Annotated in this window: 20 protein-coding genes and 2 riboswitches; of the genes, 7 read left to right on the top strand and 13 right to left on the bottom strand. The window is 72.8% G+C overall.

The genetic code is table 11. The annotated features are described in order from the left end of the window. Positions 1-574: 574 nt before the first annotated feature. Positions 575-2,623, top strand: coding sequence for a methyl-accepting chemotaxis protein (locus tag ABIC70_RS04155; protein WP_354438953.1), 2,049 nt, complete (start codon positions 575-577; stop codon positions 2,621-2,623). Between the two features lie 278 nt (positions 2,624-2,901). Here ABIC70_RS04155 and ABIC70_RS04150 read toward each other — a convergent pair whose 3' ends face one another. After that, positions 2,902-3,156 carry a hypothetical protein gene (locus ABIC70_RS04150; protein ID WP_043385904.1) on the bottom strand — a complete coding sequence of 85 codons (255 nt, stop codon included), beginning with the start codon at positions 3,154-3,156 and terminating at the stop codon, positions 2,902-2,904. 165 nt (positions 3,157-3,321) lie between these two features. Further along, complete coding sequence (locus tag ABIC70_RS04145; RefSeq protein ID WP_043351515.1) at positions 3,322-4,179, bottom strand: TrmH family RNA methyltransferase; 858 nt, start codon at positions 4,177-4,179, stop codon at positions 3,322-3,324. 886 nt (positions 4,180-5,065) lie between these two features. Between ABIC70_RS04145 and ABIC70_RS04140 the strand changes: the two genes are divergently transcribed. The 3 genes from ABIC70_RS04140 (at position 5,066) to ABIC70_RS04130 (ending at position 7,357) form a co-directional block, all read left to right on the top strand. Then, a complete protein-coding gene (locus tag ABIC70_RS04140) occupies positions 5,066-6,160 on the top strand; it encodes a replication protein RepA (RefSeq protein WP_043385909.1) in 1,095 nt (364 codons plus the stop codon). A 118-nt stretch (positions 6,161-6,278) separates the two neighbouring features. Continuing rightward, entirely contained in the window at positions 6,279-6,944 is a 666-nt protein-coding gene (locus tag ABIC70_RS04135; protein WP_354438952.1) for a hypothetical protein, read from the top strand. Positions 6,945-7,126: 182 nt separating this feature from the next. After that, complete coding sequence (locus ABIC70_RS04130) at positions 7,127-7,357, top strand: hypothetical protein (RefSeq protein ID WP_053610472.1); 231 nt, start codon at positions 7,127-7,129, stop codon at positions 7,355-7,357. 49 nt (positions 7,358-7,406) lie between these two features. On the opposite strand, the gene ABIC70_RS04125 is transcribed toward ABIC70_RS04130, so the two are convergent. The 7 genes from ABIC70_RS04125 to ABIC70_RS04095 all read right to left on the bottom strand — a co-directional run bounded on the left by ABIC70_RS04125 (position 7,407) and on the right by ABIC70_RS04095 (position 14,667). Next, a complete protein-coding gene (locus tag ABIC70_RS04125) occupies positions 7,407-7,772 on the bottom strand; it encodes a hypothetical protein (protein ID WP_043385916.1) in 366 nt (121 codons plus the stop codon). A 408-nt stretch (positions 7,773-8,180) separates the two neighbouring features. Then, on the bottom strand, positions 8,181-9,749 hold the full coding sequence (locus ABIC70_RS04120) for a SulP family inorganic anion transporter (protein ID WP_274927553.1): 1,569 nt from the start codon (positions 9,747-9,749) through the stop codon (positions 8,181-8,183). 3 nt (positions 9,750-9,752) lie between these two features. Beyond that, the gene (locus ABIC70_RS04115) at positions 9,753-10,430 is read right to left on the bottom strand and encodes a carbonic anhydrase (protein ID WP_043385918.1); all 678 of its coding nucleotides are present in this window, start codon (positions 10,428-10,430) and stop codon (positions 9,753-9,755) included. A 179-nt stretch (positions 10,431-10,609) separates the two neighbouring features. Then, a complete protein-coding gene (locus ABIC70_RS04110) occupies positions 10,610-10,939 on the bottom strand; it encodes a hypothetical protein (protein WP_051044734.1) in 330 nt (109 codons plus the stop codon). 381 nt (positions 10,940-11,320) lie between these two features. Beyond that, on the bottom strand, positions 11,321-13,237 hold the full coding sequence (locus tag ABIC70_RS04105) for a sensor histidine kinase (protein ID WP_354438951.1): 1,917 nt from the start codon (positions 13,235-13,237) through the stop codon (positions 11,321-11,323). A 180-nt stretch (positions 13,238-13,417) separates the two neighbouring features. Continuing rightward, a complete protein-coding gene (locus ABIC70_RS04100; protein ID WP_043385924.1) occupies positions 13,418-14,284 on the bottom strand; it encodes an alpha/beta hydrolase in 867 nt (288 codons plus the stop codon). 65 nt (positions 14,285-14,349) lie between these two features. Further along, positions 14,350-14,667 (bottom strand): hypothetical protein, encoded by a 318-nt coding sequence (locus ABIC70_RS04095; protein WP_043345376.1) that lies wholly within the window; start codon positions 14,665-14,667, stop codon positions 14,350-14,352. A 184-nt stretch (positions 14,668-14,851) separates the two neighbouring features. Here ABIC70_RS04095 and argE point away from each other — a divergent pair, with 184 nt between their 5' ends. Beyond that, complete coding sequence (gene argE / locus ABIC70_RS04090; protein WP_354438950.1) at positions 14,852-16,084, top strand: acetylornithine deacetylase; 1,233 nt, start codon at positions 14,852-14,854, stop codon at positions 16,082-16,084. 63 nt (positions 16,085-16,147) lie between these two features. On the opposite strand, the gene ABIC70_RS04085 is transcribed toward argE, so the two are convergent. After that, positions 16,148-16,900 (bottom strand): glycosyltransferase family protein, encoded by a 753-nt coding sequence (locus ABIC70_RS04085; protein ID WP_354438948.1) that lies wholly within the window; start codon positions 16,898-16,900, stop codon positions 16,148-16,150. 522 nt (positions 16,901-17,422) lie between these two features. Here ABIC70_RS04085 and ABIC70_RS04080 point away from each other — a divergent pair. Then, positions 17,423-17,896, top strand: a complete 474-nt coding sequence (locus ABIC70_RS04080; RefSeq protein WP_053610478.1) for a DoxX family membrane protein — start codon at positions 17,423-17,425, stop codon at positions 17,894-17,896. Between the two features lie 22 nt (positions 17,897-17,918). Here ABIC70_RS04080 and ABIC70_RS04075 read toward each other — a convergent pair whose 3' ends face one another. The 3 genes from ABIC70_RS04075 to ABIC70_RS04065 all read right to left on the bottom strand — a co-directional run bounded on the left by ABIC70_RS04075 (position 17,919) and on the right by ABIC70_RS04065 (position 19,405). Next, positions 17,919-18,524 carry a glutathione S-transferase gene (locus tag ABIC70_RS04075; RefSeq protein WP_053610479.1) on the bottom strand — a complete coding sequence of 202 codons (606 nt, stop codon included), beginning with the start codon at positions 18,522-18,524 and terminating at the stop codon, positions 17,919-17,921. A gap of 96 nt (positions 18,525-18,620) precedes the next feature. Beyond that, positions 18,621-18,878, bottom strand: coding sequence for a hypothetical protein (locus ABIC70_RS04070; protein ID WP_043345387.1), 258 nt, complete (start codon positions 18,876-18,878; stop codon positions 18,621-18,623). A 191-nt stretch (positions 18,879-19,069) separates the two neighbouring features. Continuing rightward, complete coding sequence (locus tag ABIC70_RS04065; protein ID WP_043345389.1) at positions 19,070-19,405, bottom strand: hypothetical protein; 336 nt, start codon at positions 19,403-19,405, stop codon at positions 19,070-19,072. 168 nt (positions 19,406-19,573) lie between these two features. After that, positions 19,574-19,676, top strand: a riboswitch (glycine riboswitch). A gap of 3 nt (positions 19,677-19,679) precedes the next feature. Further along, positions 19,680-19,788: riboswitch (glycine riboswitch) on the top strand. A gap of 65 nt (positions 19,789-19,853) precedes the next feature. Between ABIC70_RS04065 and ABIC70_RS04060 the strand changes: the two genes are divergently transcribed. Beyond that, complete coding sequence (locus ABIC70_RS04060; protein WP_043385940.1) at positions 19,854-21,116, top strand: D-amino acid dehydrogenase; 1,263 nt, start codon at positions 19,854-19,856, stop codon at positions 21,114-21,116. The last annotated feature ends 163 nt before the right edge of the window (positions 21,117-21,279 follow it).

Here is a 21,279-nt window from a genome sequence, read left to right as displayed (position 1 = left end):
TCCTGCGGGCCGCCCATCCTGCGGGCCGCCCATCCTGCGGGCCGCCCATCGCGCGCCGGGACGGGAACGCCCGGGACCGCCACAGGCTCCGGCGCTTGCGGAGCCGGAAATCAGCCGCTCCGGGTCGTCGATCGGGGTGACGAGAGCGACGATCCCGGCCCGGGGGGCGGCGGTGGCGGAGACGACGCGGGCCGGGGCGCGGAAGGGCGCAGCTGTCGCCCTCCGCTGGAGAGGACCCGGCGGTTCAGGGCGCTCCGGCGGCGGCGGTCCCGCATGACCCGGCGCAGGGTCACGATCCCGCGCCCCGCAATAGAACCGGGGGAGCGAATTCCCCGGACGGCCTCCGCCGAAGTACCTCCGCTGATGAAAGACGGCCCGCCCCCGCACGGGCGATCCCCGGAACCGATGATCCCCGCGCTGAAGACCTGGCAAACCTGCACACCGACAGCGCCGCCCCGACCGAAACTGCCATCCGATCAGGCAGAGCTGCACCGAATCCGGGCAGGTCAGCATAACCAGATCTTTATGACCTGCGGCCAAGCTCCGTTCTGTTCTCCGAGATGTCCTGCCGCCGATGATCCTCCTCTCCTCGCTTCGCGCCCGGATCCTGGTCGTGGCGCTCGCCCCCAGCCTCGCCTTCGCGGGGGCCGCCGGCTGGACGGTGTCCGACCAGTGGGCGCGGCGCGCCGAGATGGACCGGGTGGAGAGCCTCGTCGGCCTCGCCTCGCGGATCAGCGCCTTCGTGCATGAGGCCCAGCGCGAGCGCGGCGCCTCCAGCCTGTTCCTGGGCGCGAAGGGCGCACAGTTCGGGCCCGAACTCGCCGCCCAGCGCGTGCGCACCGACGCGGCGCTCGCAGACCTTCCCGGGGCGATGGCGGCGGCCACGCAGTACGGCCCGGCCTTCGCGGCGCGCGGCGCGGGTTTCGGCCAGGCGCTCGCCGGGCTCGCCGACCAGCGGCGGGCGGTGGACGCCCTGACGGCCGGCGTCCCCCAGGCGGCCGGCTACTACACCGGCCTGATCGGCGAGGGGCTCGGGCTCGTGCGGGCGATGGGCGGGGCGATCGACGAGGCCGGCCTCGCCGCCCGGGCGAACGCCTACGCGGCCTTCCTGGCCATGAAGGAAGCCGCCGGCCAGGAGCGGGCCGCCGCCTCGGCGGTCTTCGCCTCCGGCAACCTGGACCTCGCGGCCGCGCGCCGGCTCGCCACCCTCTCGGCCGAGCAGGCGACCTATGCGGGCCTGTTCCGGGCCGGGGCCGAGGCCGCCCAGACGACCCTGCTCGACGCCGCCGAGGCGACCGAGCCGGCCCGGGCGGTCGCGCGCCTGCGCAGGATCGCCCAGGAGACGATGCCGGGGACGCCGCTCGCCTTCCGCGACGCGCCTTCCTGGTTCGGCCTCGCCACGCAGCGCATCGATGCCCTGAAGGGCGTGGAGGACCGGCTCACCGCCGATCTGGAGGCCGCCGCCGGCGCCCTGCGCGCCCGGGCGGACCGGATGCTGACCCTCTGGATCGCCGGAGGCCTCGCCCTGTTCGCCCTCTCGGCCGGCCTCGCGGTCTGGCTCGGCACCGCGATCGCGCGCCCCCTCGCCCGGATGGCGCAGGTTCTGACCGCGATCGGCCGGGACCAGGGGACGGCCGATCTGGCGATCCCGTCGGGGGGCCCGCGGGAGGTCCGGGCGATCGCCGCCGCCGCCGTCGCCTTCCGCGACAGCGTCGCCGAGCGTCGCGCCGCCCGGGCCGCGCAGGAGCGGCTCGCCGCCGAGGCGAGTGCCGCGCAGCGCGCCGCCGCCCTGGGCCTCGCCGACAGCTTCGAGCGCCAGGTCGGCGGCATCGTCGCGGCCGTCTCGGCGGCGGCCGCCCAGCTGGAGGCCTCCGCGCACGGCATGGCCCGGACCGCGCAGGACACCACGGATCTCAGCCGGACGGTGGCCGGATCCGCCGATTCGGCCGCGCGCTCGGCCGACACGGTGGCGGCGGCCACCGAGGAACTCACCGCCTCGGTCCGGGAGATCGGCGTACAGGTGGGGGCCTCGGCCGACCTCGCCGCCGCCGCGACCCGGGACGCGGACGGGACCGCCGGCGAGGTGCACCGTCTCGCCCAGGCGGCCGGGAGCATCGGGGAGATCGTCGCGATCATCTCGCAGATCGCCGGTCAGACCAACCTGCTGGCGCTCAACGCCACGATCGAGGCCGCCCGCGCCGGCGAGGCGGGCCGCGGCTTCGCGGTGGTCGCCGCCGAGGTCAAGGACCTCGCCACCCAGACCAGCCGGGCCACCGAGGAGATCGCCGCCAAGGTCGCCGAGATCACCGGCTCGACGGAGGCCTCGGTCCGGTCCATCGGCAGCATCACCGAGGTGATTCGCAACCTCGCCCGGATCGGGGCCGAGATCGCCGCCATGGTCGAGGAGCAGGGCGCGGCCACCGCGGAGATCGCCCGGACCACCGCCCAGACCTCGCAGGACACCCGCGGGGTCTCGGGGCACATGGCGGGCGTCGGCGAGGCCGCCGCCGCGGCCAGCCGGGGCTCCGAACAGGTGCTGCGGGCAGCAGGGGACCTGTCCCGCCAAGCGAGCGACCTGCGGGAGGCCGCGGAGGGCTTCCTCACCCAGATCCGGGCGGCTTGAGCCGGGGCTTCCGAAGGGCGCGCCCTCGGACGGGGTGTCGGGGCGGCGCCCCGGCGTCACCGGGCCATGCCCGACGGCAGGGCACCCCCTGCACCCGCGAAGGGTCCCGGCGCCTTCGAATCCGGGATCTGTCGTGGGTCCTGCCGCGGCCCAACGCCGGGACGCCCCGCGCCCTCAGTGCACGCCGGCCTCCGGAACCGTGCCGGAAGGTCAGGAGCGCCACATCGATCTGGCCGAGGCGGTGAGCGCGCGGATCCGGCGCGGCCGAATCGGCGGGCTCAGTCGGGAATCGCGAACCCGATCGACAGGCACAGGGCCGCGACGGCCGTCAGCGCCACGGCGGCCTGACGGACCTGATGCCAGCGCGCGCTGCGCGCGCGCTCCTCCGGGCTGGCGCCCAGCTGCAGCTCGTCGTCGAAGCCCCTCACGAAGGATTCGAAACTCGGAAAGGCACGCCGCGCGAGCCAAGTCCATACGCCGACAGCGACCAGGCCGACGGCCCAGCCGCCATAGGTCATCACATCGTCCAGCATCCGGACGCAGCCTTCCAGCCTACGCCCCCCTCATCCGCAACTCTACGGGAAGTTGCGGAAACTGCCTAGTCGGAAGAGGGGCTTCCGGCGCCGGTTCCGTGTTTCCGAACGTGTCTCGACCGGGCCGTCGGTCCGCGTCGCGGACAGGCCTCGGTCAGGTCGCGGTCAGGTCTCGGTCCGGCCGAGGGCGTAGAGGGTGATGGCGGCGGCGTTCGAGACGTTGAGGCTGCGGATCGCCCCCGCGAAGGGGATCCGCGCCAGCAGGTCGCAGCAGCTCCGGGTGCGCTCGCGCAGCCCCTTGCCCTCGGCGCCCAGCACGATCACCAGCGGCCGGGCGACCGTCACGGCGTCGAGGCTTTCCGGCGCGTCGGAATCGAGGCCGACCCGGGTGAAGCCGCGTTCCCCCAGGGCGATCAGCGCCTCGGCGAGGTTCCGGACGGTCACGAACGGCACGTGCTCCAGGCCGCCGGAGGCGGATTTCGCCAGGACCCCGGTTGCGCCCGGGGCGTGGCGCGCCGTGGTGACGATCCCCGCCACCCCGAAGGCCGCGGCGGTGCGGACGATCGCCCCGACATTGTGCGGGTCGGTGATCTGGTCGAGCGCCAGCAGCAGCGCGTCGGCGGGCAGATCGTCGAGCCCCGGGGCGGGCAGGGGCTCGGCCTCGAGATACAGTCCCTGGTGGACGGCGTCCGGTCCGAGCAGGCGGCCGATCTCGCTCGGCCGGACCAGTTCCGGGGTGATCCGCAAGGCGCCGCCGAACTCCGCCTCCAGCCGCGCCGCCGCGTTCTCGGTGGCGAGCAGCCGCTGCAGGCCGCGCTGCGCATTGCCCAGGGCCTGAACCACGGGATGCCAGCCATAGAGCACGGCCGGCCCGTCGCCGTCCGCCTCCCGCTGGCGGCCCGCCGCGCCGGGACGGCTGCCGGGGCGGTTGCCGGGCCGCAGAGCCGGACGTCGGGGCCCGTGCGGGCGATTCGGGGCGGGGCGACTGCCGGACGGACGGCCGTCATCGCGGCGGTCCGTCATCGGGATTCGATCGGGAAGGGAGGCATCGGCACGCTCTTCATCTGAGGGCCCTCTGGGACGGCTCCGAGAAACCGGGCGGCATCGCCCGCGTCAAGCCGCCATCGCGGGGATCGCGACGGTCCCCGTGACGAAGCCGGCCGGCCCGCCGCCATCCAGGCTCTGCGGATCGTCAAGCGGTGACGGCGGAAATTCGAGGGAATGTGGAAAACCATCATACATTCCCTTCGTACCCTGTGCGCTTCCGGTGCGATCAGGGTTCGTTCGTCAGAACGAACAGGCTCTCCGACACTAGGAAGATTATCTGGAAGAGTCTTTCAGAGAGTCAGTTCGGCAAGTTATATGCAGTCCGAAATTCCTCATTCTGGCCATGGGGTTGATGTGGTTTTGCGCATCCGACTCTGCGTGGGTGCGCATCGAACTCTGCGCGGCCGCGTATCGGATTCTGCGCCGGACCGGCGACGTGGCGTATCGGAATCTGCGCGGCGGCGTATCGGATTCGGCGGGGATTCCGGCCCGCGCCGGTGGATAACGGGGACGGAACGCGGGCGGGCGGGCGTATCGGACTCTGCGTGGGATCGGGCGGCGGACGGACCCCGTATCGAACTCTGCGTCGCGCGGGGCCGGAGGGGCCCCGGAGAGCCGAGAGGGGCGGAGCGGGGGCGGAGCGGGATCGAAGCAGGATTGGAGCGGGGATGGAGGGGGGCCGCGGTCACCCGGCCCCGGTCATGCGCCTGCATTCGGGGGCGGGCCGGGAGCGGGGAAGCGTGGATTGCCGGGACAAGCCCGATCGAACCGGGTCCGCGGCGTCCGAATCGTGGCATGGCAGGATCGGGCCGTTCTCCCGTTCGCCGGACGAACGCGCCCCTGTGCCGCGGACCGAGGGGCGATGAGCATCGAGGAGAAGATCGCCGGGATCCACGACCCGGACCTGCAGGCCGAGATCGAGGCGGCGCGCGGCGGCTTCCTGTTCGCGCAGATCGTGGAGCACGTGCTCCACCGTCAGCGCGAGCGCGATGCCCAGGCCGCCCTCCTGGGTGAGGAGGAGAGCCGCCGGGCCGGCCTGTCGCGCGACCAGCGCCGCCGCGACGCGGTGCGCCTCGTGATCGAGAGCGAGCCGGCGCTCCCGTCGAGCCTCCAGCACATCCATTCGGTCCTGGCGCTGTGCGGCCTGCCCTACCGCGACCCCGGGCCGGTGCGCGAATTCTCCCGCAGCTACGGGCGCAACTCCCTCAGCCTGATCGCCGGCCGGATCAAGGATCCGGAGACGGGCGCCTTCGAGCCCCAGGGGCTGCCCTACGGCCCGAAGGCCCGGCTGGTCTTGCTGCACCTCTGCACCGAGGCCGTGCGCCAGCGCAGCCCCACCGTGAAGGTGGCCGAGACCCTGTCGGGCTTCATGCGCGAGATGGGCTTCGCGGTCACGGGGGGCGAGCGCGGCACCATCCGCCAGTTCAAGGAGCAGCTGAACCGGCTGGCCGCCTGCTCCATGCAGATCGGCCTCTGGGACGGGCGCGACAGCGCCACCACCCTCAACGTTCCGCCGTTCCGCAGCCTGGAACTGTGGCGCCCCCGCGCCGGCGAGGGGGCCGACGAGGCGGGGCGCACGGTGCGCTTCGACCCCGAATTCTACGAGACCCTGATCCGGCACGCCCTGCCGGTGGACGTGCGGGCGGCCCGGGCCTTCTCGGGCTCGGCGCGCAAGCTCGACCTGCTGTTCTGGACCGGCTACCGCCTGCGGTCGCTGCAGCGACCGCTCCGCCTGACCTGGGCCAACCTCCACGCGCAGTTCGGCGCCGAGAACGCCTCGATCCGCAGCTTCCGGCAGGCGTTCAAGGCGGATCTCGCGCATCTGCGCGAGGTCTTCCCGCGGCTGCCGCTGGTCCTCGACGAGGGCGGCCTGACCCTGCATCCGGCCGATCCGAGCACGCTGCTCGTGCCGCCCAGGCCGGCCGCCAAGGGAATGCGGAAGCGGGCAAGGGAATAAGGCTCGCCGGATGGAATATTCCGACTGTCGCTCAGGCGGGACGAAATATTCCGACTCAGAGCATTCCCACCGGTGCTGAGAACGGGTAGATGTTCCCTCAGGTCGGAGGGACCATCGCGTGGGCCTGTCGGAATCCGAGATCGAGGCGCGGCTCGCCGCGTTGCGGCGCCAGCGCGAGGCCCTCGACCGGCAGATCGCCGACCTCGTGCTCTACCTCGAACTCGGCCGCCGCCTGGGAGCCGCCGGATCCGGGGCGAGGGCGGCATCGGATCCGGTCCCCGAGCCGGGGGCGCGCCTTCGCGGAGACCCGGCCGACGATCCGGCGCTGGGGGACCCGGGCGTGCCGGGGGATCGGTCCGGACCGGCGGCGGAGGATTCCGGCGCGCCGCGCGGACGACGGGGGGCGGAAGCCCGTCCGGAAGTGCGTCCGGAGGCGCGTCCCGTGGTCCGGACCGATGCCGCCGGCGCCCGCGGAGCCATCCCGCCGGCCATCGCCTTCACGGAGGATGCCGCCGGCGCCCGCCGCTACGGCCGGGCCATGGTGGAGGCGGCCTGCGCGGCGATCGGGCGCGCGGGCCGGCCGCTGCACGCGGCCGAGATCCTGGAGGTGCTCGCCGGGCAGGGCTTCACCCTGCCCGGGCGGGATCCGGTGGCGGCCCTCAACACGCGCCTGTGGAAGCGGTCCGGGCCGGGCGGGCCCCTGAGCCGGGTCGGTGAGGCCACCTACGCCCTGGCGCCGCCGGATCCGGAACCCGCCCGAGGGGGCCCGGTCACGCAGACGTGACGCCCGGCCGGGTCGCCCGCGCCCGCATGTTCGGGCACGCCGGCCGGCGCGGCCGACCGCCTGCGGGTCAAGCCGGGCATCGGCAGCCTCAGCCGGGGAGGGCGTGCCATGGACACGGTCATGAACACCGTCATGGACCCGATCGGCGTGATCGGCCGGCATCGGACGACCGGGACGCCGCGATGACGGCGGCCTTCGCGACGCCGGCCGCGCAGCTGTGCATCTTCCTTCTCGGCTGCGCGGTGATCCACGCCGCCCGCGCCCATGCGGATCTGATCACGCGGCCGCTCGCGGTCGCGGCCGTCGCAGCGGCCGTGCTGGTTCTCCTCGTCGCCTCCCTCGTCGCTTCTCGCGACCAAGCCCCGGAGGACGGCGAGACCTTCGACGCGGTCGCAGTCTACGGGGCTTCCTGAGCCGGCGACCGGGTCCGGGGCAGAGCCCGGCACGGCCCGGGCGGACCGCTCAATTGACGAGGCAGAAACCGAGACCGGTGCCGACCCGCCGCTCCTGCGCGCACCACGGCTTGGGCGTGGCGGACGGGGCCTTCAGGCTGGCGGTCGTCTGCGCGGCGTCGGCCGCGGTGCTGCGGAGCGCGAGGCTGCCGGGGGGCGTCGGGACCGGGTCGGGACGGGCCGCGTCCGGATCGGGAACGGATCCCAGGCGCAGTCCCGGCGCCACCCCGCCGTCCGGCATCGGGACGGGGGCGCTCGCCGCCACCGGCTGGGCGGGATCGGGCGGATGCAGCGTCGCAAGGCCGGGCATGTCCTGCGCCGCCGCGGCGCCGCACAGGACCAGGCATGCGGCCGAAGCCGCGAGGAACCTGATCATCGACGAAGCTCCTGACGAGTACCATTCCGCGGCCGATCCCGCGCAGCGGGCCTGCCGTAGCGGCGAGTCTGGCGGTCCGCCCGTTAAGGGGGCGCGAAGATTCAGGATTAACCGGTTGTGAAAACGATGGAATTCCGGGTTCCGACGAACCCGGGCGGCTCCCGGCCCGCGTCGGGACGGACCGGAAGGCGGCCCCGTCGACCGGTTGCCGCGACCGTCTGCCGCGACGCGGACAGGCCCGGGGGCGCCGTCCGCTCGGATCCGCGTGGAAACATCGGGGCGCCGCCGCAGGACCCACGGTCCCGCCTTCGGACCCCGCCCGCCCCGCGTCCGCTTCGGGCCCGCGTCCGCACGGCCTGCTCCGACGCGCCCTGTGCCGAAGGGTCTGCCCCTTCGGCACAGGGCTTCCTAGTGGGCCGGGGCCGCCACCGCGGCGGCGAGCCGGTCGTGCGGGACTCCCGACCCGCCGACCACGGCGATCCGGCTGCCGGCGGCGCTGCGCCGGCTCGCCCAGTCGCCGATCATCTCCAGGCAGGTGTGGTCGATGGCCGCGAGGTTGTCGGTGGCGAGGCGGACCTCGCCGCCCTCGGGGGTACGCTCCAGGGCCGCCGTGAGGCTCGGAAGCTGCAGGAAGGTCGCCGCCCCCGACAGGCGCAGCTCCGGCACGCCGGGCACCTCCGGGGCCGCCGCGTGCTCGATCCGGAGCCGGCCCTTCCGCAGGCTCGGCAAGGCCTGGATGAGGCTCAGGGCGAGGCCCGTGAGCACGCCGGAGAGCAGGTCCACCGCCACCACGGTGGCCATCGTGGCCAGCCAGATCGCGGCGGTCAGCCAGCCGTAGCGGGCCTGCAGGTGCAGGGCGTGGGCCGGGCTCGCCAGTCGCCAGCCGGTGACCACCAGGATGCCGGCGAGGCTCGCGGTCGGTACCAGGGCGAGCAGCCAGGGCAGGGCGAGCAGGAAGGCCAGGATCCAGGTCCCGTGCATCACCGTGGCGGCCCGGCTCACCGCCCCCGCCTGGACGTTGGCCGAGGAGCGTACGATCACCCCGGTCATCGGCAGCGCGCCGAGGAGTCCGCAGATCAGGTTGCCGATGCCCTGGGCGCCGAGCTCCCGGTCGAAGCGGGTGCGGGGGCCGTCGTGCATCCGGTCGACAGCGGCCGCCGAGAGCAGGCTCTCGGCGCTGGCGATCACCGCGATGACCAGGGCCATGATCAGGATCTCGGCCTCGGCGAGGCGCGCCCAGGCCTCTGCCCCCGGCAGGGCGAGTCCGGAGAAGAGCGCCTCCGGCACCGCCACGCGCTTGACGGCGAAGCCACCGAGGCCGGCCGCCAGGCTGCCCGCCAGCACGCCGACGAGCGCCCCGGGCAGGAGCCGGAGCCGCGCCGGTCGCAGCCGCTCCCAGGCGATCATCGCCGCGATGGTGAACCCGCCGACGATCACGGCGCCGGTGCGGTCGCCCGTGCCGGTGACGAAGTCGAAGAACGCGGCCGGGATCGCCACGAGGTTGTCCAGGCCGCTCGCCCGGGGGAGGGCGTCGGTCAGGACGTGGATCTGGGCCAGGACGATCAGGATCCCGATGCCGGCCAGCATGCCGTGCACCACGGCCGGCGAGATCGCCCGGAACCAGCCGCCGATCCGCAGGGCGCCGGCGGCGAGCTGGACGAGGCCCGCCACCACCAGGACCGGGCCGAGGGCGTCGAGCCCGTGCGCCTGCACGAACCCGTACACGATCACCGCGAGCCCCGCGGCGGGCCCGCTGACCTGGAGCGGCGAGCCCGCGATGAGGCCGACCACGATGCCGCCGACGATGCCGGTGACGAGACCGCGTTCCGGCGGTACGCCGGACGCGATGGCGATGCCCATGCATAGGGGCAGCGCCACCAGGAAGACCACAACGGAGGCGGGCAGGTCCCGGGCGAGGTTCGTCCGGATGGCGCCGCCCGGGGCGAGGGCGGCGGTCAGGCTGCTGGGGATCCGCATGGGTCAGGCCGCCTGCAGGCGGCTGCCGGTGGAGGAATCCTGCGCCACGGGCATGTCGGCCCCGGCGATCGGCCGGAAGCGCCCGTTCGCGCCGTCATAGGCCAGGAGGGCGCCGGTCTCGATCTCGAAGAACCAGCCGTGCAGCCGCAGGGACCCCTTGGCGAGGGCGGCGGCGACGCTCGGATGGGTGCGCAGGTTGGCGAGCTGGACCACCACGTTCTCCAGGGCCAGGGCGTGGTGACGGGCCTGCGCGTCCATCCCCTCGGGATAGGCCTCGCAGACGATCCGCTCGGCGGCCTCGGCGTGGCGCAGCCAGGACGCGACGCTGGGCATCCGCTTGAGCAGATCCCGGTTCATCAGCCCCTTCATGGCGCCGCAATCGGAATGGCCGCAGACCACGATGTCGCGCACGCCCAGCGCCACCACGGCATACTCGATCGCCGAGGAGACGCCGCCGACCACGTCGGAGGCCGGGGGCACGATGTTGCCGGCGTTGCGGCAGACGAACAGGTCCCCCGGCCCCGCCTGGGTGATGTGCTCCGGCGAGACCCGGGAATCCGCGCAGGCGATGATCAGCGCGCTCGGCTGCTGACCGTCGCGCACGAGCTGCTGGTACATCTGCCGCTGTCCGGGAAAGACGTTGCCCTGGAAGCTGGCGATGCCCTGGATGATGTTGTTCATGAAGGGGTCTCTGACGCTGGGAGAACCGGGGGAGAAACCGGGGCGGGCACACCGCTCGGGCCGCACGACCCGTCCCGAGGGGGGGCGGGTCGTGCGGCCCGAGCGTTCGGGTCGGGGTGAAGGCCCCCGGCCGGGCCGGGGGGAGGAAGGCGAGCCGTCCCGGAGCCGGGCGGGCGGTCTCAGCGTCGGGCCCGGCGGGGCTCTACGGTTCCGGACGCCCAGTGGGGATCGACCGCGCGGCGGCGCGCCACCGTGGTGCCGGCCCTCTCGTGGAGCATCGGCGCTCCGAGGAGCTGACCGGTCCCGGCGCGCTGCGAGTGCAGGGAGCGCGGGTCGTGATGGGGATCGCTGACGTAGGAACTCATGTGGCCCCCGCCGGCGGCCTGGCGGCTCCCGCCGCCGCCTTCGCCGGCCTGCGCGGCCAGGGGCGCGCCGAGGAGTCCGGCCAGGAGGCCCAGGGCGAGGCCGACGGTGGTGCCGCGGATCGGGACGTGTCGTGACTGGGGCATGGCGTTTCCTCGCGCGTTCGTCTTGTGGCCGGGGACACCGAATCCCTGCCGGTCAGTCGAACTTAGTCAAACTCTTGCAAATCTCATGTGCGTCTCAGCACATCACATCAATGAAGACTTTAATCCATCGCCAATGTACTACAGAGTGTGTTTGCGCACGTCTTTGCCTCGTCACGAAATCAGCGCCGGGATTAAAGCCGGATCTGGTTCCGATGCGCCGGATCGGGCTCTGTCGGACCGTGGGGCCGGACCGTGGGGCCGGGCTAAGGGGTCGGGCTAAGGGGCCGGGCTAAGGGAATGCGCGGCCGCTGTCCCGACGCCGCGAGGCGGGGTCGATGTCGGGGTGGAACGGGGGGGAGAGCCGATCGGGCCGGAGCGGGATCAGGCCCGTCCGGCCTGCAGACGCGGCGTGGGCTGCGCGGCCGCGCGGCCGGGGGCGGGCAGGGGATTGGCCGCCCTGTAGACGACGCCCGCAGCCTCGTAGGTGAGGCTGGCGGTCCTGTTCCCGGCAAAGCCCCGCTCCAGCAGGCGGGTGCCGAATCCCTTCCGCGTCGGCGGGACGACCGGGGGGCCGCCGCACTCGCACCATGTCACCCGGAGGGTATCGGTGTCTGGGCCGGCCTCCACCGTCCAGACCAGCGCCGCGCGACCGCCCGGAACCGACAGGGCGCCATGCTTGACCGCGTTGGTGCACAATTCGTGCAGGATCATCGTGAGCGCCAGCGCGCCCTCGGGCGGCAGCCGCAGGTCGGGACCTTCCAGGCTGATGCGCGGCGGCAGCGCACCGGACGAGGTCTGGCTCGCCAGATCGTTGCCGGACCGAGCGCCCCCCGGGACTTCCGCGCCCAGGAAGGGCCGCATCGCCTGGGTCGCGACGCCGCGCAGGTCCGCGCTCGCCCAGCTCTCGCGGGTCAGGATGTCGTGGGCCCGCGACAGGGCGAGCAGCCGCGCCTCGAAGGCGTCGCGCCCGGCCGCGGCGTCCCCGCCGAGGTTCTTCAGGCTCTGCGCCGCCATCGCCTGCACGGTGGCGAGGGTATTCTTCACCCGGTGGTTCAGTTCATCGATCAGCAGCCGGTGGGTGTCCGCGCGCCGGGCGAGCTCGTCCGCCGCCGCGCCCAGGGCGTCGGCGATCATCGCGCCTTCGCGCACGAAGGCGCGGGGCAGCGGCGGCGGCCGCTGGTCGCGGCCCAGCGTCTCGGCGGCCACCGCCAGGTCCAGCAGCGGGCGGGCGATCAGGCCGGCGAGCAGCCACGCCAGCAGTGCCGCCGCGAGCGCCACCACGCTGCCCGCCACCAGGATGTCCCCGCGCAGGGCCGCCACCGCGGTCAGGGCCCGGTCGGCCGTCTGCCGCACCACCACCTGCCAGCCGAGACCGGGATAGTCCCGGTGACCGGTCGTGGACGCGTGGGCGCTGAGATATGCCGCGGCGCCGTCGGGCCAGGGCCCGACCCGGCTCGTGCCCTGCGGATCGAGGGATCTGTCGCCGGTCAGGACCGCCCGGGGCAGGGCGGCGCCCTGCAGGGCGGGCGGACCGAGGAGCACGGTGCCGTCGCGAGACAGGATCAGGATCTCGGCCCCCTGGCGATGGCCCCGGAGCGCGCCTTCGAGGATGCGCGCCATGTCGCGCGCCCAGGTCCAGTCGAGATGGGCGGCCAGCACTCCGAGGACGCGGCCGTCCGGCGACCGGACCGGGGCCGCGACATCGACGAGGCGCAGCGGCTCCCGCGCCGCCCCGCGCGCACCGGTGTCGATTGGGGGCATCAGACTCTGGAGGAGCTTGGCCGGATGCACGTCCCCGACATAGGGTCCCTCGAGGCCGCCGCGGAAATAGTCCCGGCCGGAGACGTCCGCGCCCTCCAGGGCGCCCGTGCTGGTCGCGGATACGCGCCCGTCGGCGTCGACCAGCCCGATGATCGAATAGGCCGGGTAGGTCGCCTGGAGCCGCTCCATCACGGCGCGCTTGGCCGCCGTCGCGGTTCCGGGATCGCGCAGGCTGTCCGAGGCGGCGGCGATCTGGATGTCGCGCCAGCGCTCGAACATCCCGATATCGAGGTTCCGGGCCATCTGGCCGGCGATCTCGGTGAGCTGGCCGCCGACCTCCGCCTCGAGCCGTCGGGTCGCCTCCCGGCTCACAAGGGCGGCGAGCGCCAGGGTCGCCAGGAAGCCGAGGGTGCCGAAGCCCAAAGCCAGGACGACGCGCAGCCGCGGCGTGCCCCATCCGCGGCGGCGGTCGGCCCGGTCCGCGGGATCGGCGCGGGCCGCCGCCGCAGGGGTTTCCGATCGCGCGACCGCTTGCATCCGATCTCCCTCGGATCCGGCCGGCTCCCGGAGGAGGGAGATCGCGCCCGCACCCCCGTCTCAGCACGCGCCGCGGGCCTCAGCAAGACGGGAGCGGTCTCCGGCGATGCGAAATTTCTATCGGGAGTTGTAAATACGCCCGGATCGTCCCATCCCCGGATCGTCCCATTGCCCAGATCGTCAGCCCTCGAGGAGGGCATGGGCCGCCCGGACCAGGATCCCGCCCGGCCGGCGCAGGGCGTCAAGCACCGAGAAGTGCTCGGCATCGGGCACCGGCAGCAGGGCCCCCGGGGCGTGGGCCGCCGCCCGCAGGGCGTGCAGGTTGCGGGCGTCGTGGATCAGCGCCGGCAGTTCGCGCGAGCCGTAGGCGATGCAAAGCGGCTTCGCCACCGCCGGACGGCGCAGGGGGGACAGGGTCTCGACCTCCGCGTCGGTGAGGCTCAGCTTGGCGTCCAGCTCGGTCTGGCGGATCGGCGCGAGGTCGTAGACGCCGGAGATGGCCAGCCCCGCCGCCACCGCCGGATGGCCCAGATGCAATGCGGTGAGCAGCCCGCCGGCCGACCAGCCCGACAGGATCAGGGGGCCGCGGATCCCGTGCGCGGCCCCGTGGGCGGCGAGCCAGTCGAGGGCCGCGCCGATCTCCGCCACGATCCGGGTGAGGCTCGCCTCCGGCGCCAGGGTGTAGCCGACCATCGCCACCGACCAGCCGGCGGCGTTCGGGCCCTGCGCGAAGCAGGCGAACAGCTCCCGCGCGCCGCGCTGCCAGTAGCCGCCATGGATGAAGACCAGGCAGGGCGCCGCCCCGTCCCGGGCCGGGTAGAGGTCGAGGGCGTTGCGGGGGCCCGGGCCGTAGGGCACGTCGAGGCCCGCCGGATGCGCGGCCCGGTAGGCGGCCGAGGCGGCATTCCGGGCGGCCACCTGGGCGGCGCTGTCGGCCACCGCGCGGGTGTTGTCGTAGCAGGCGTCCCGCGCCTCCTGCGCGAGGGCGTTCCAGCGGCGGCGCGGATCCGCGGGGGTCGGATCGTCCAGGCGGAACTCCAGCACCATCGCATCCGTCTCAGGCCTTCGGTCGCCCGCACCATGGCAGGCGGTCGGGCCCGGGTCGAGGCGGATCAGAAGCCGGGCCAGGCCCCCGGGAGGGTGCCGCCGTAGCCCCAGCCCGTGAAGGGCGGGGCCGCGACCCGCTCGCGCGTCGCCGGAGCGAAGGCCGGGACGAGCGGCCGCTGCCAGACCCGCCAGTCCGGCCGGTCCCGTGCCGCCCTTCGGGCGAGGGTCCGGTCGATGTCGGACGCGACGCGATGGCGCGGCGTCCCGGCCGGTGGCCGGGCCTCGGCCGGGGCGGCCAGCAGCAGGGCCGCCGGCAACAGGGTCGCGAGGATCGGGGCGGCGCGGATCGGGGCGGCGAGGATCGGAGCGGGACGGCGACGCATGGTTCGGGCTCCCAGGGGCGGTCTCCGGCGGCCTCCCCCGAGAGCGACGCTCGGACGCCGCACCGGTTCCCGGGACCGGTCGGGCGGTCCGGGCGTTGCCCGGGATCCCCGAAGCGCCGAAAACCCCGTAGGAATCCGGGCGCCCCATCCGGGCCGATTCGCGCGCGGTTGCAGGACGCCATCCATGACAGAGCCCGCACAGACCGTCCCGCCGCCCTCCGGCCCGCCCGATCCGGTGGCGCTGCTCGGGACGCTCGTCGCCTTCGACACGGTGAGCGACCGCTCGAACCTGCCGCTGATCGACTGGGCCGAGGCCTATTGCCGGGGCCACGGCGCCGCGGTGGAGCGGGTGCCGGATCCGACCGGCCGGAAGGCGGCGCTGCTGGTCAGCGTCGGGCCGTTCGAGACCCGCCCCGGCTACGTGCTCTCCGGCCACAGCGACGTGGTGCCGGCCGAGGGCCAGCCCTGGTCGTCGGACCCGTTCGCCCTGCGGGAGGCGGGGGGGCGGCTCTACGGGCGCGGCACCTCCGACATGAAGGGGTTCCTCGCGGTCTGCCTCGCGCTCCTGCCCGAAATGGTCGCGGCGGATCTCGCCACCCCGATCCACCTCGCGATCTCGTACGACGAGGAGGTGGGGTGCCTCGGCGTGCGCCCGCTGATCGCCCGGATGCTCGAGCGCGTGCCGCGGCCGCTCGGCTGTTTCGTGGGCGAGCCCACCGGGATGGATGTGGTGGTCGGCCACAAGGGCAAGTCGGCCGCCCGCCTCACCTTCCGGGGCAGGGCCAGCCACTCGGCCCTGGCGCCCCAGGGTGTCAACGCGGTGGAATACGCCGCCCGCTTCATCGAGCATGTCCGCCTGTCCGCGGAGGCCATCGCCCGGGACGGGGCCCGCGACCCGCTCTACGACGTGCCCCACACCACCGGCCTGTCGAGCGTGGTCCGGGGCGGCACGGCGCTCAACATCGTGCCCGACACCTGCAGCGTCGCGTTCGAGTACCGGGCGATCGGCGCGGACGATGCCGCGGCGCTGGCGGCCGCGGCGATCGGGTACGCCACCGGGACGCTGGCGCCGCTGATGCGGGCCGGCGATCCGGCCTGCGGCGTCGATGTCGAGCCGCTGATCGATTATCCGGGCCTCGACACCGATCCGGAGGCCGAGATCGTGACCCTGGCCAAGCGCCTCGCGGGCCGCAACGGCCACGCCAAGGTTTCGTACGGCACGGAGGGTGGGCTGTTCGAGCGGCTCGGCGGCGTGCCCGCCGTGGTGATCGGACCGGGCTCCATCGCCCGGGCCCACCGGGCCGACGAGTACGTCACCCGGGACGAACTTGAGGCGTGCGCGGGCTTCGTGTGGCGGCTGATCCGCACCTGCACGACCGGCTCCGCGTCATCGTCCCGAGGGGCGCTCCCAGTCTGAACCAACATCCGCGCCGGTCGAGCGCGCTTCCGGCCCGCAGGGCGTCCGCCGCGTGGCGCGACCTCACCAGGGGATGCGGCCGAAGCGGTCGACCAGCCGCCGGTACTCGGCTTCGCTCTCGGCTCTCGACGTCCCGCCCTGGCCGACATCCGAGCTTCCGGAGCCGGGATGCACCAGGCGGCACACCAGCGGCAGGACGAAGTTGTGGCGCGCGAGGCATATGCTGGGCCCGCCGAGCTGAAGGACGTTGGCGAGCCACGGGCGGACCAGGCGCGCGTGCTGCAGCGTGATGGGCGCCGTCGCCTCGACGAGGTGGGCGCGGCGCAGGCCGGTCTCGGCGAGGCGGCCGAGCCACTCGTTGTCGTAATGCCATTTCGAGGCGGGGCTGATCGCGCCGACCTGCGCGAAGGTGGTCCGGCGCATCAGCCAGCCCGACGGCGTCGGGAAGTCGTTGATCCGGACGACCTCGCCAGCCTCGTCCGTTTCGAGCTGGGTCGAGGAGACGAAATCGAAGCGGTCCAGGGCGTGAAGCGCGACGGCGAGGTATTGCGGCAGCCAGCGATCGTCGTCCTCCAGGAAGCCGACGAGGTCCCAGCTGGCATCGACGGCCTGGATGGCCGCGTTCAAGGCGGGGATCTGCCCCTTGCGCGCGCCGTGCACGAAGGTGATCTGCGGATGCGCGGCAAGCCGCGCCGGGATCTCGGTCTCGGGGTCGGTCCCGACGAAGAAATGGATCGTCGCCGGCCTGTCGAGTTCCTGGGCGTTGGCGCTCTCCACCGCGTGTTCCAGGAAGTACTGACCGGATTTTCCAGCCATGGTCGATTGTTTCATCCGGGATGGAGTGATGATGGCAACTCTCATAATCGTTTACCCGAGATGAGTGTAATATAATGGTGGGTTATGTGTCTAATTTCGAACTTATCGCACCCAGTTGATGGCGTGCATCGAATTCGATAGGCATTGAAACAGTGAAATATTACCTGGGACAGTGTGTCAAGGATTAATGATGCGAGTTTAAGATCGACGTTTCAGTGCTTAAAAAATTCTACAATCGACATATCCAGAACTAAGATCGATTTTTAGTAATAGTAACTGGCTCAATTATGATTTTATAGAGTTATCATTCCAGATGAGGCGTCCGAGTCTGCGTTGCCGGGATGCCGCCCGTGATCGAAGACGCGCTGCGCACCGCCGGGGCCGGCCCGCACGGGGCGCTTCGGGGGCCAGGATCTGCACGCGGCCGGCGGGGCCGCGCGAAACCTTTGCGCCGCTCGCGGCTTGGATCAGCGCCTTGGATCGGCGGCCCGAACCGGGCCGGATCGGGAGACCGTTCAGCGCATGGCCAGCCTCAGCGTCGCAATCGCGTTCAGCGTCCGCCTGCTCCTCGTGCTGCTGTTCCTGCCGTTCAGCGCCCTCGACAAGATCCTGAACTTCCGGGGCGCGGTCGGGCAGGCGCGGGAGGCCGTGCACGCCACGGCGTTCGCAACGGTGCTGATCCTGATCGGGCTCGGCGTCGAGATCGGGATGTCGCTCTGCATCCTGACCGGGGTCGCCGACAGGGCCGCCGCCTTCGTGCTCGCCGGCTATTGCGGGGTGACGGCGCTGCTGTGGAAGCAGTTCTGGGTGCCGGGGGATTTCTGGGCGGGGGGCAAGGGCCGCGCGCTGTTCTGGGATTTTTTGAAGAACTTCGCCCTGGCGGGCGGCTTCCTGCTCATCACCTTCGGCACGGGCGCCGGGACGGTCCAGGACTTCCTCGCCGATCCCCTCGGCTCGACCCATCCCTACGCGATCGCGGACCGGGCCCGGCCGTAGCGGGGCCCGGCACGGCGGGAGCTCAGCCCTTCGGCACGGTGGCCGCCATGGAGGGCCGGCGCTCGAACTGCGCGTACCAGGCCGCGACCGCCGGACGGCCCTCCCGCCACGCGAGATCGGGAAAGCGCAGGTCCAGGTAGCCGAGCCCGCAGGCCATCGCGACCGTGCCGATATCCAGTGCCGGCATCCCGCCGACCAGGCTCTCGAACCGGTCCAGCGCCGCGCGGATCTTGCCGATCTGGCCGGCCTCCCAGGCGTCCCAGCGCTGGGGCTCGGGGCGGAGCACGCGCTCGTAGCGGGCGAGCAGCGCGGCATCGAGCAGCCCGTCGGCCAGCGCCTGCCGGGTCAGCGCGTCCCAGCGGGCGGCGCCTTCGGGGAACAGGCGCGGCCCGGACGAGAGGCCGTCGAGATACTCGCAGATCACCCGGCTGTCGTAGAGGGCGGTGCCGTCCTCCAGGACCAGGGCGGGAATCTTGCCCAGCGGATTGTGGGCGGCGACCTCCGCGGAGGGCCCGGTCGGCGAGGCCCCGGCGATGGTGACGGCGATCCGGTCGATCAGTCCCGTCTCGTGGGCGAGGACCAGCACCTTGCGGGCATAAGGCGAGGCGGGGGAGTAGAGGAGCTTCATCGGACCGTCCCGGTTGGTCTTAGGCGCCGTGGTCGCGGCGCCGGGACCTTGCACCGATGCCGCGGGGAATCCAGCCCCCGGCGCCCCGCCGGAGGCTCAGACCTTCCGGGTCATCCTGGAGCCGGCATGGACCACCCGGCTCCGGCTCCGGCTCGGGCTCGGGCGTCGCGCCCGCATCCGCGAGCGCCAGACGAGGATGGCGCTCGCCACCCGATCGAGGGCGAGCATGCACAGGCTGCCGACGATGGCCAGCACGCAGGCGGCCCCGATCAGGACGCCCCAGATCCCGGGAGCCGGGATGATCATCAGGCACAGGAGGCCGAAGACGGCCGCGCCAGGAATCCATTTCGCCATCGCGCCGTCCGCCTGAACAAGAAGGGTGTCGCTCGGACGGAACCTGCGCCGAGACCCTTAAAGAGTGCTGGATCAACTGATGTTCAGGCCTGATATTTTATCTTCAGGCTATTATAATATGTCAGTATAGGTTTATATGCGGTAAACTTGCCGTTGCGTTCGATCGGAGATTGACCTTCCGAGGCCGGGTCCTAATCCACCAGCGACATGGTGCGCCCGGTGCTGACCAGATGGTAGAAGCGGCCGTCGAACATCTCCATCACCGCCTCGGTGGCGGCGTGCGATTCCGGGCGGATCGGAGAGGCGAGGCAGGCATCCAGCGCCGCCTGATCGGGGAAGTCCATCTCCAGGATCATGGCGATCGGCCGCGCGTCGGCGTCCTTCGAGACCACGCGCTGGATCCGCACGGCGGTGACGCCCGGGAATCGCCGCCAGAACGGCTCCAGCTCGTCCCGGACCCGACGGAAGAATTCCTCTTCCCGGGCGTCGCGCACCCTGCCCTCGTAGATCGCGGTCCTGGTCAGCATCGGGGTGTCTCCCGGAGAATCCAGCGTCAACCGGCGGCGGCCGGGATCGCTCCGGCGGAGAGCGTGGGTGGCGGTGACAACGCGCAGCGGCTGTCGGTGAAATCGGCCGCCGGCGGGACGGGCGGGCTTCTCCCCTGCGGCCGATCGGCGTATCCAGGGACAGCCCATCGTGACGATGCGGGAGAGACCGGGATCTTCCCAGCAGAGGGGACCCGGCGCCGACGGAGCAACCGCCCCGGAAACTCTCAGGCACCGGAACCGTGTCGTCAGGGCGATCTGGAGAGAGGTGCAGCGGGGGAACCCGTGGGCACCCGCCGAAGGGGACGTCCGTACTTCGCCGCGCCAGGGCGGGACGGATCAAGCTCTCAGGCACCGGGACAGATGGGGCGCGCAACCGGCCGACCGCTTGAGGCGGCCTCCACGCGTCCACGTCCCGGAGTCCAAGCCCATGACCCACATCGCCGTGATCGGCGCCGGCATCACCGGCGTGACGACCGCCTATGCGCTCGCCCAGCGCGGCTACCGCGTCACCGTCCTCGACCGGCAGCGCTACGCCGCCATGGAGACCTCCTTCGCCAATGGCGGCCAGCTCTCGGCCTGCAACGCCGAGGTCTGGAACAAGCTCTCCACGGTGATGCAGGGCCTGCGCTGGATGATGCGCCGGGACGCGCCGCTGCTGATGAATCCCAAGCCCTCCTGGCACAAGCTGTCCTGGATGGCCGCGTTCGTCCGCGAGATCGCCCATTACCGCGAGAACACCGTGGAGACCGTGCGGCTGGCCCTGAAGGCCCGGGAGGCGCTGTTCGCCATGGCCGAGGCCGAGGGGATCGACTTCGACCTGAAGACCCGCGGCATCCTGCATTTCTACCGGGACCGGGCGAGCTTCGAGAAGGCGACCGGAGTCAACGCCCTGCTGCGGGAGGGCGGCCTCGAGCGCTACGCCGTGACTCCGGAGGAGATCCGGGCGATCGAGCCGACGCTGGCCGGGACCTATCACGGGGGCTTCTTCACGCCCTCCGACGCCACCGGCGACATCCACAAGTTCACCCGGGGGCTCGCCTCCGCCTGCGCCCGCAGGGGCGTCCGCTTCGTCCAGGACGCCAGCGTCGAGACGATCGCGCCGGGGGAGGGGGGCTATGACATCGGCTGGCGCGCTGCGGGCCATCCTGCCGGGGACACGCAGGTCCTGCAGGCCGACGCGGTGGTGATCTGCGCGGGCTGCGCCAGCCGGCATTTCGCCGCGATGCTCGGCGACCGGGTCAACGTCTACCCGGTGAAGGGCTACTCGATCACCGTGAACCTGCTGACTCCGGAGGCCCAGAAGGCGGCCCCCGAGGTGAGCATCCTCGACGAGGCGGCCAAGATCGTGACGAGCCGGCTCGGCGACGAGCGCCTGCGGGTCGCCGGCACCGCCGAGTTCAACGGCTTCAACCGCGACATCCGCCACGACCGGATCCAGCCGCTGGTCGACTGGACCCGCGAGCAGTTCCCGCTGGTCGACACCGACCGGGTGGTGGCCTGGAGCGGCCTGCGCCCGATGCTGCCGAACATGCTGCCCAAGGTCGGTCGCGGCCGCCGGCCCGGGGTCTTCTACAACACCGGCCACGGCCATCTCGGCTGGACCCTCTCGGGGGCCACCGCCGAGATCGTCGCCGGGGCGATCGCCGCCGAGCACGCCCCGGAGCGGACGATCCTGCCGCTCGCGGCCTGAGAGGCCCGGGTTTCCAAAGGGCTTGAAGCCCTTTGGCGGGTTGTTGGGGCGGAGCCCTGACGAGGCGGGCCCCGCCCGCCTCGGCCCGGCGTCGTCTCCGCGAGAAGGGAGGCGCGCCGACCAAGATTATTTTGTATTATCTTCCCGAACCGCCCCGGAAACC

The sequence above is a fragment of the Methylobacterium sp. 1973 genome (genome assembly GCF_040545035.1).
GTDB lineage: Bacteria > Pseudomonadota > Alphaproteobacteria > Rhizobiales > Beijerinckiaceae > Methylobacterium > Methylobacterium fujisawaense.
The sequence above is the reverse complement of the archived record's forward strand: the minus strand, read 5'-3'. Positions and strand labels throughout refer to the sequence as shown.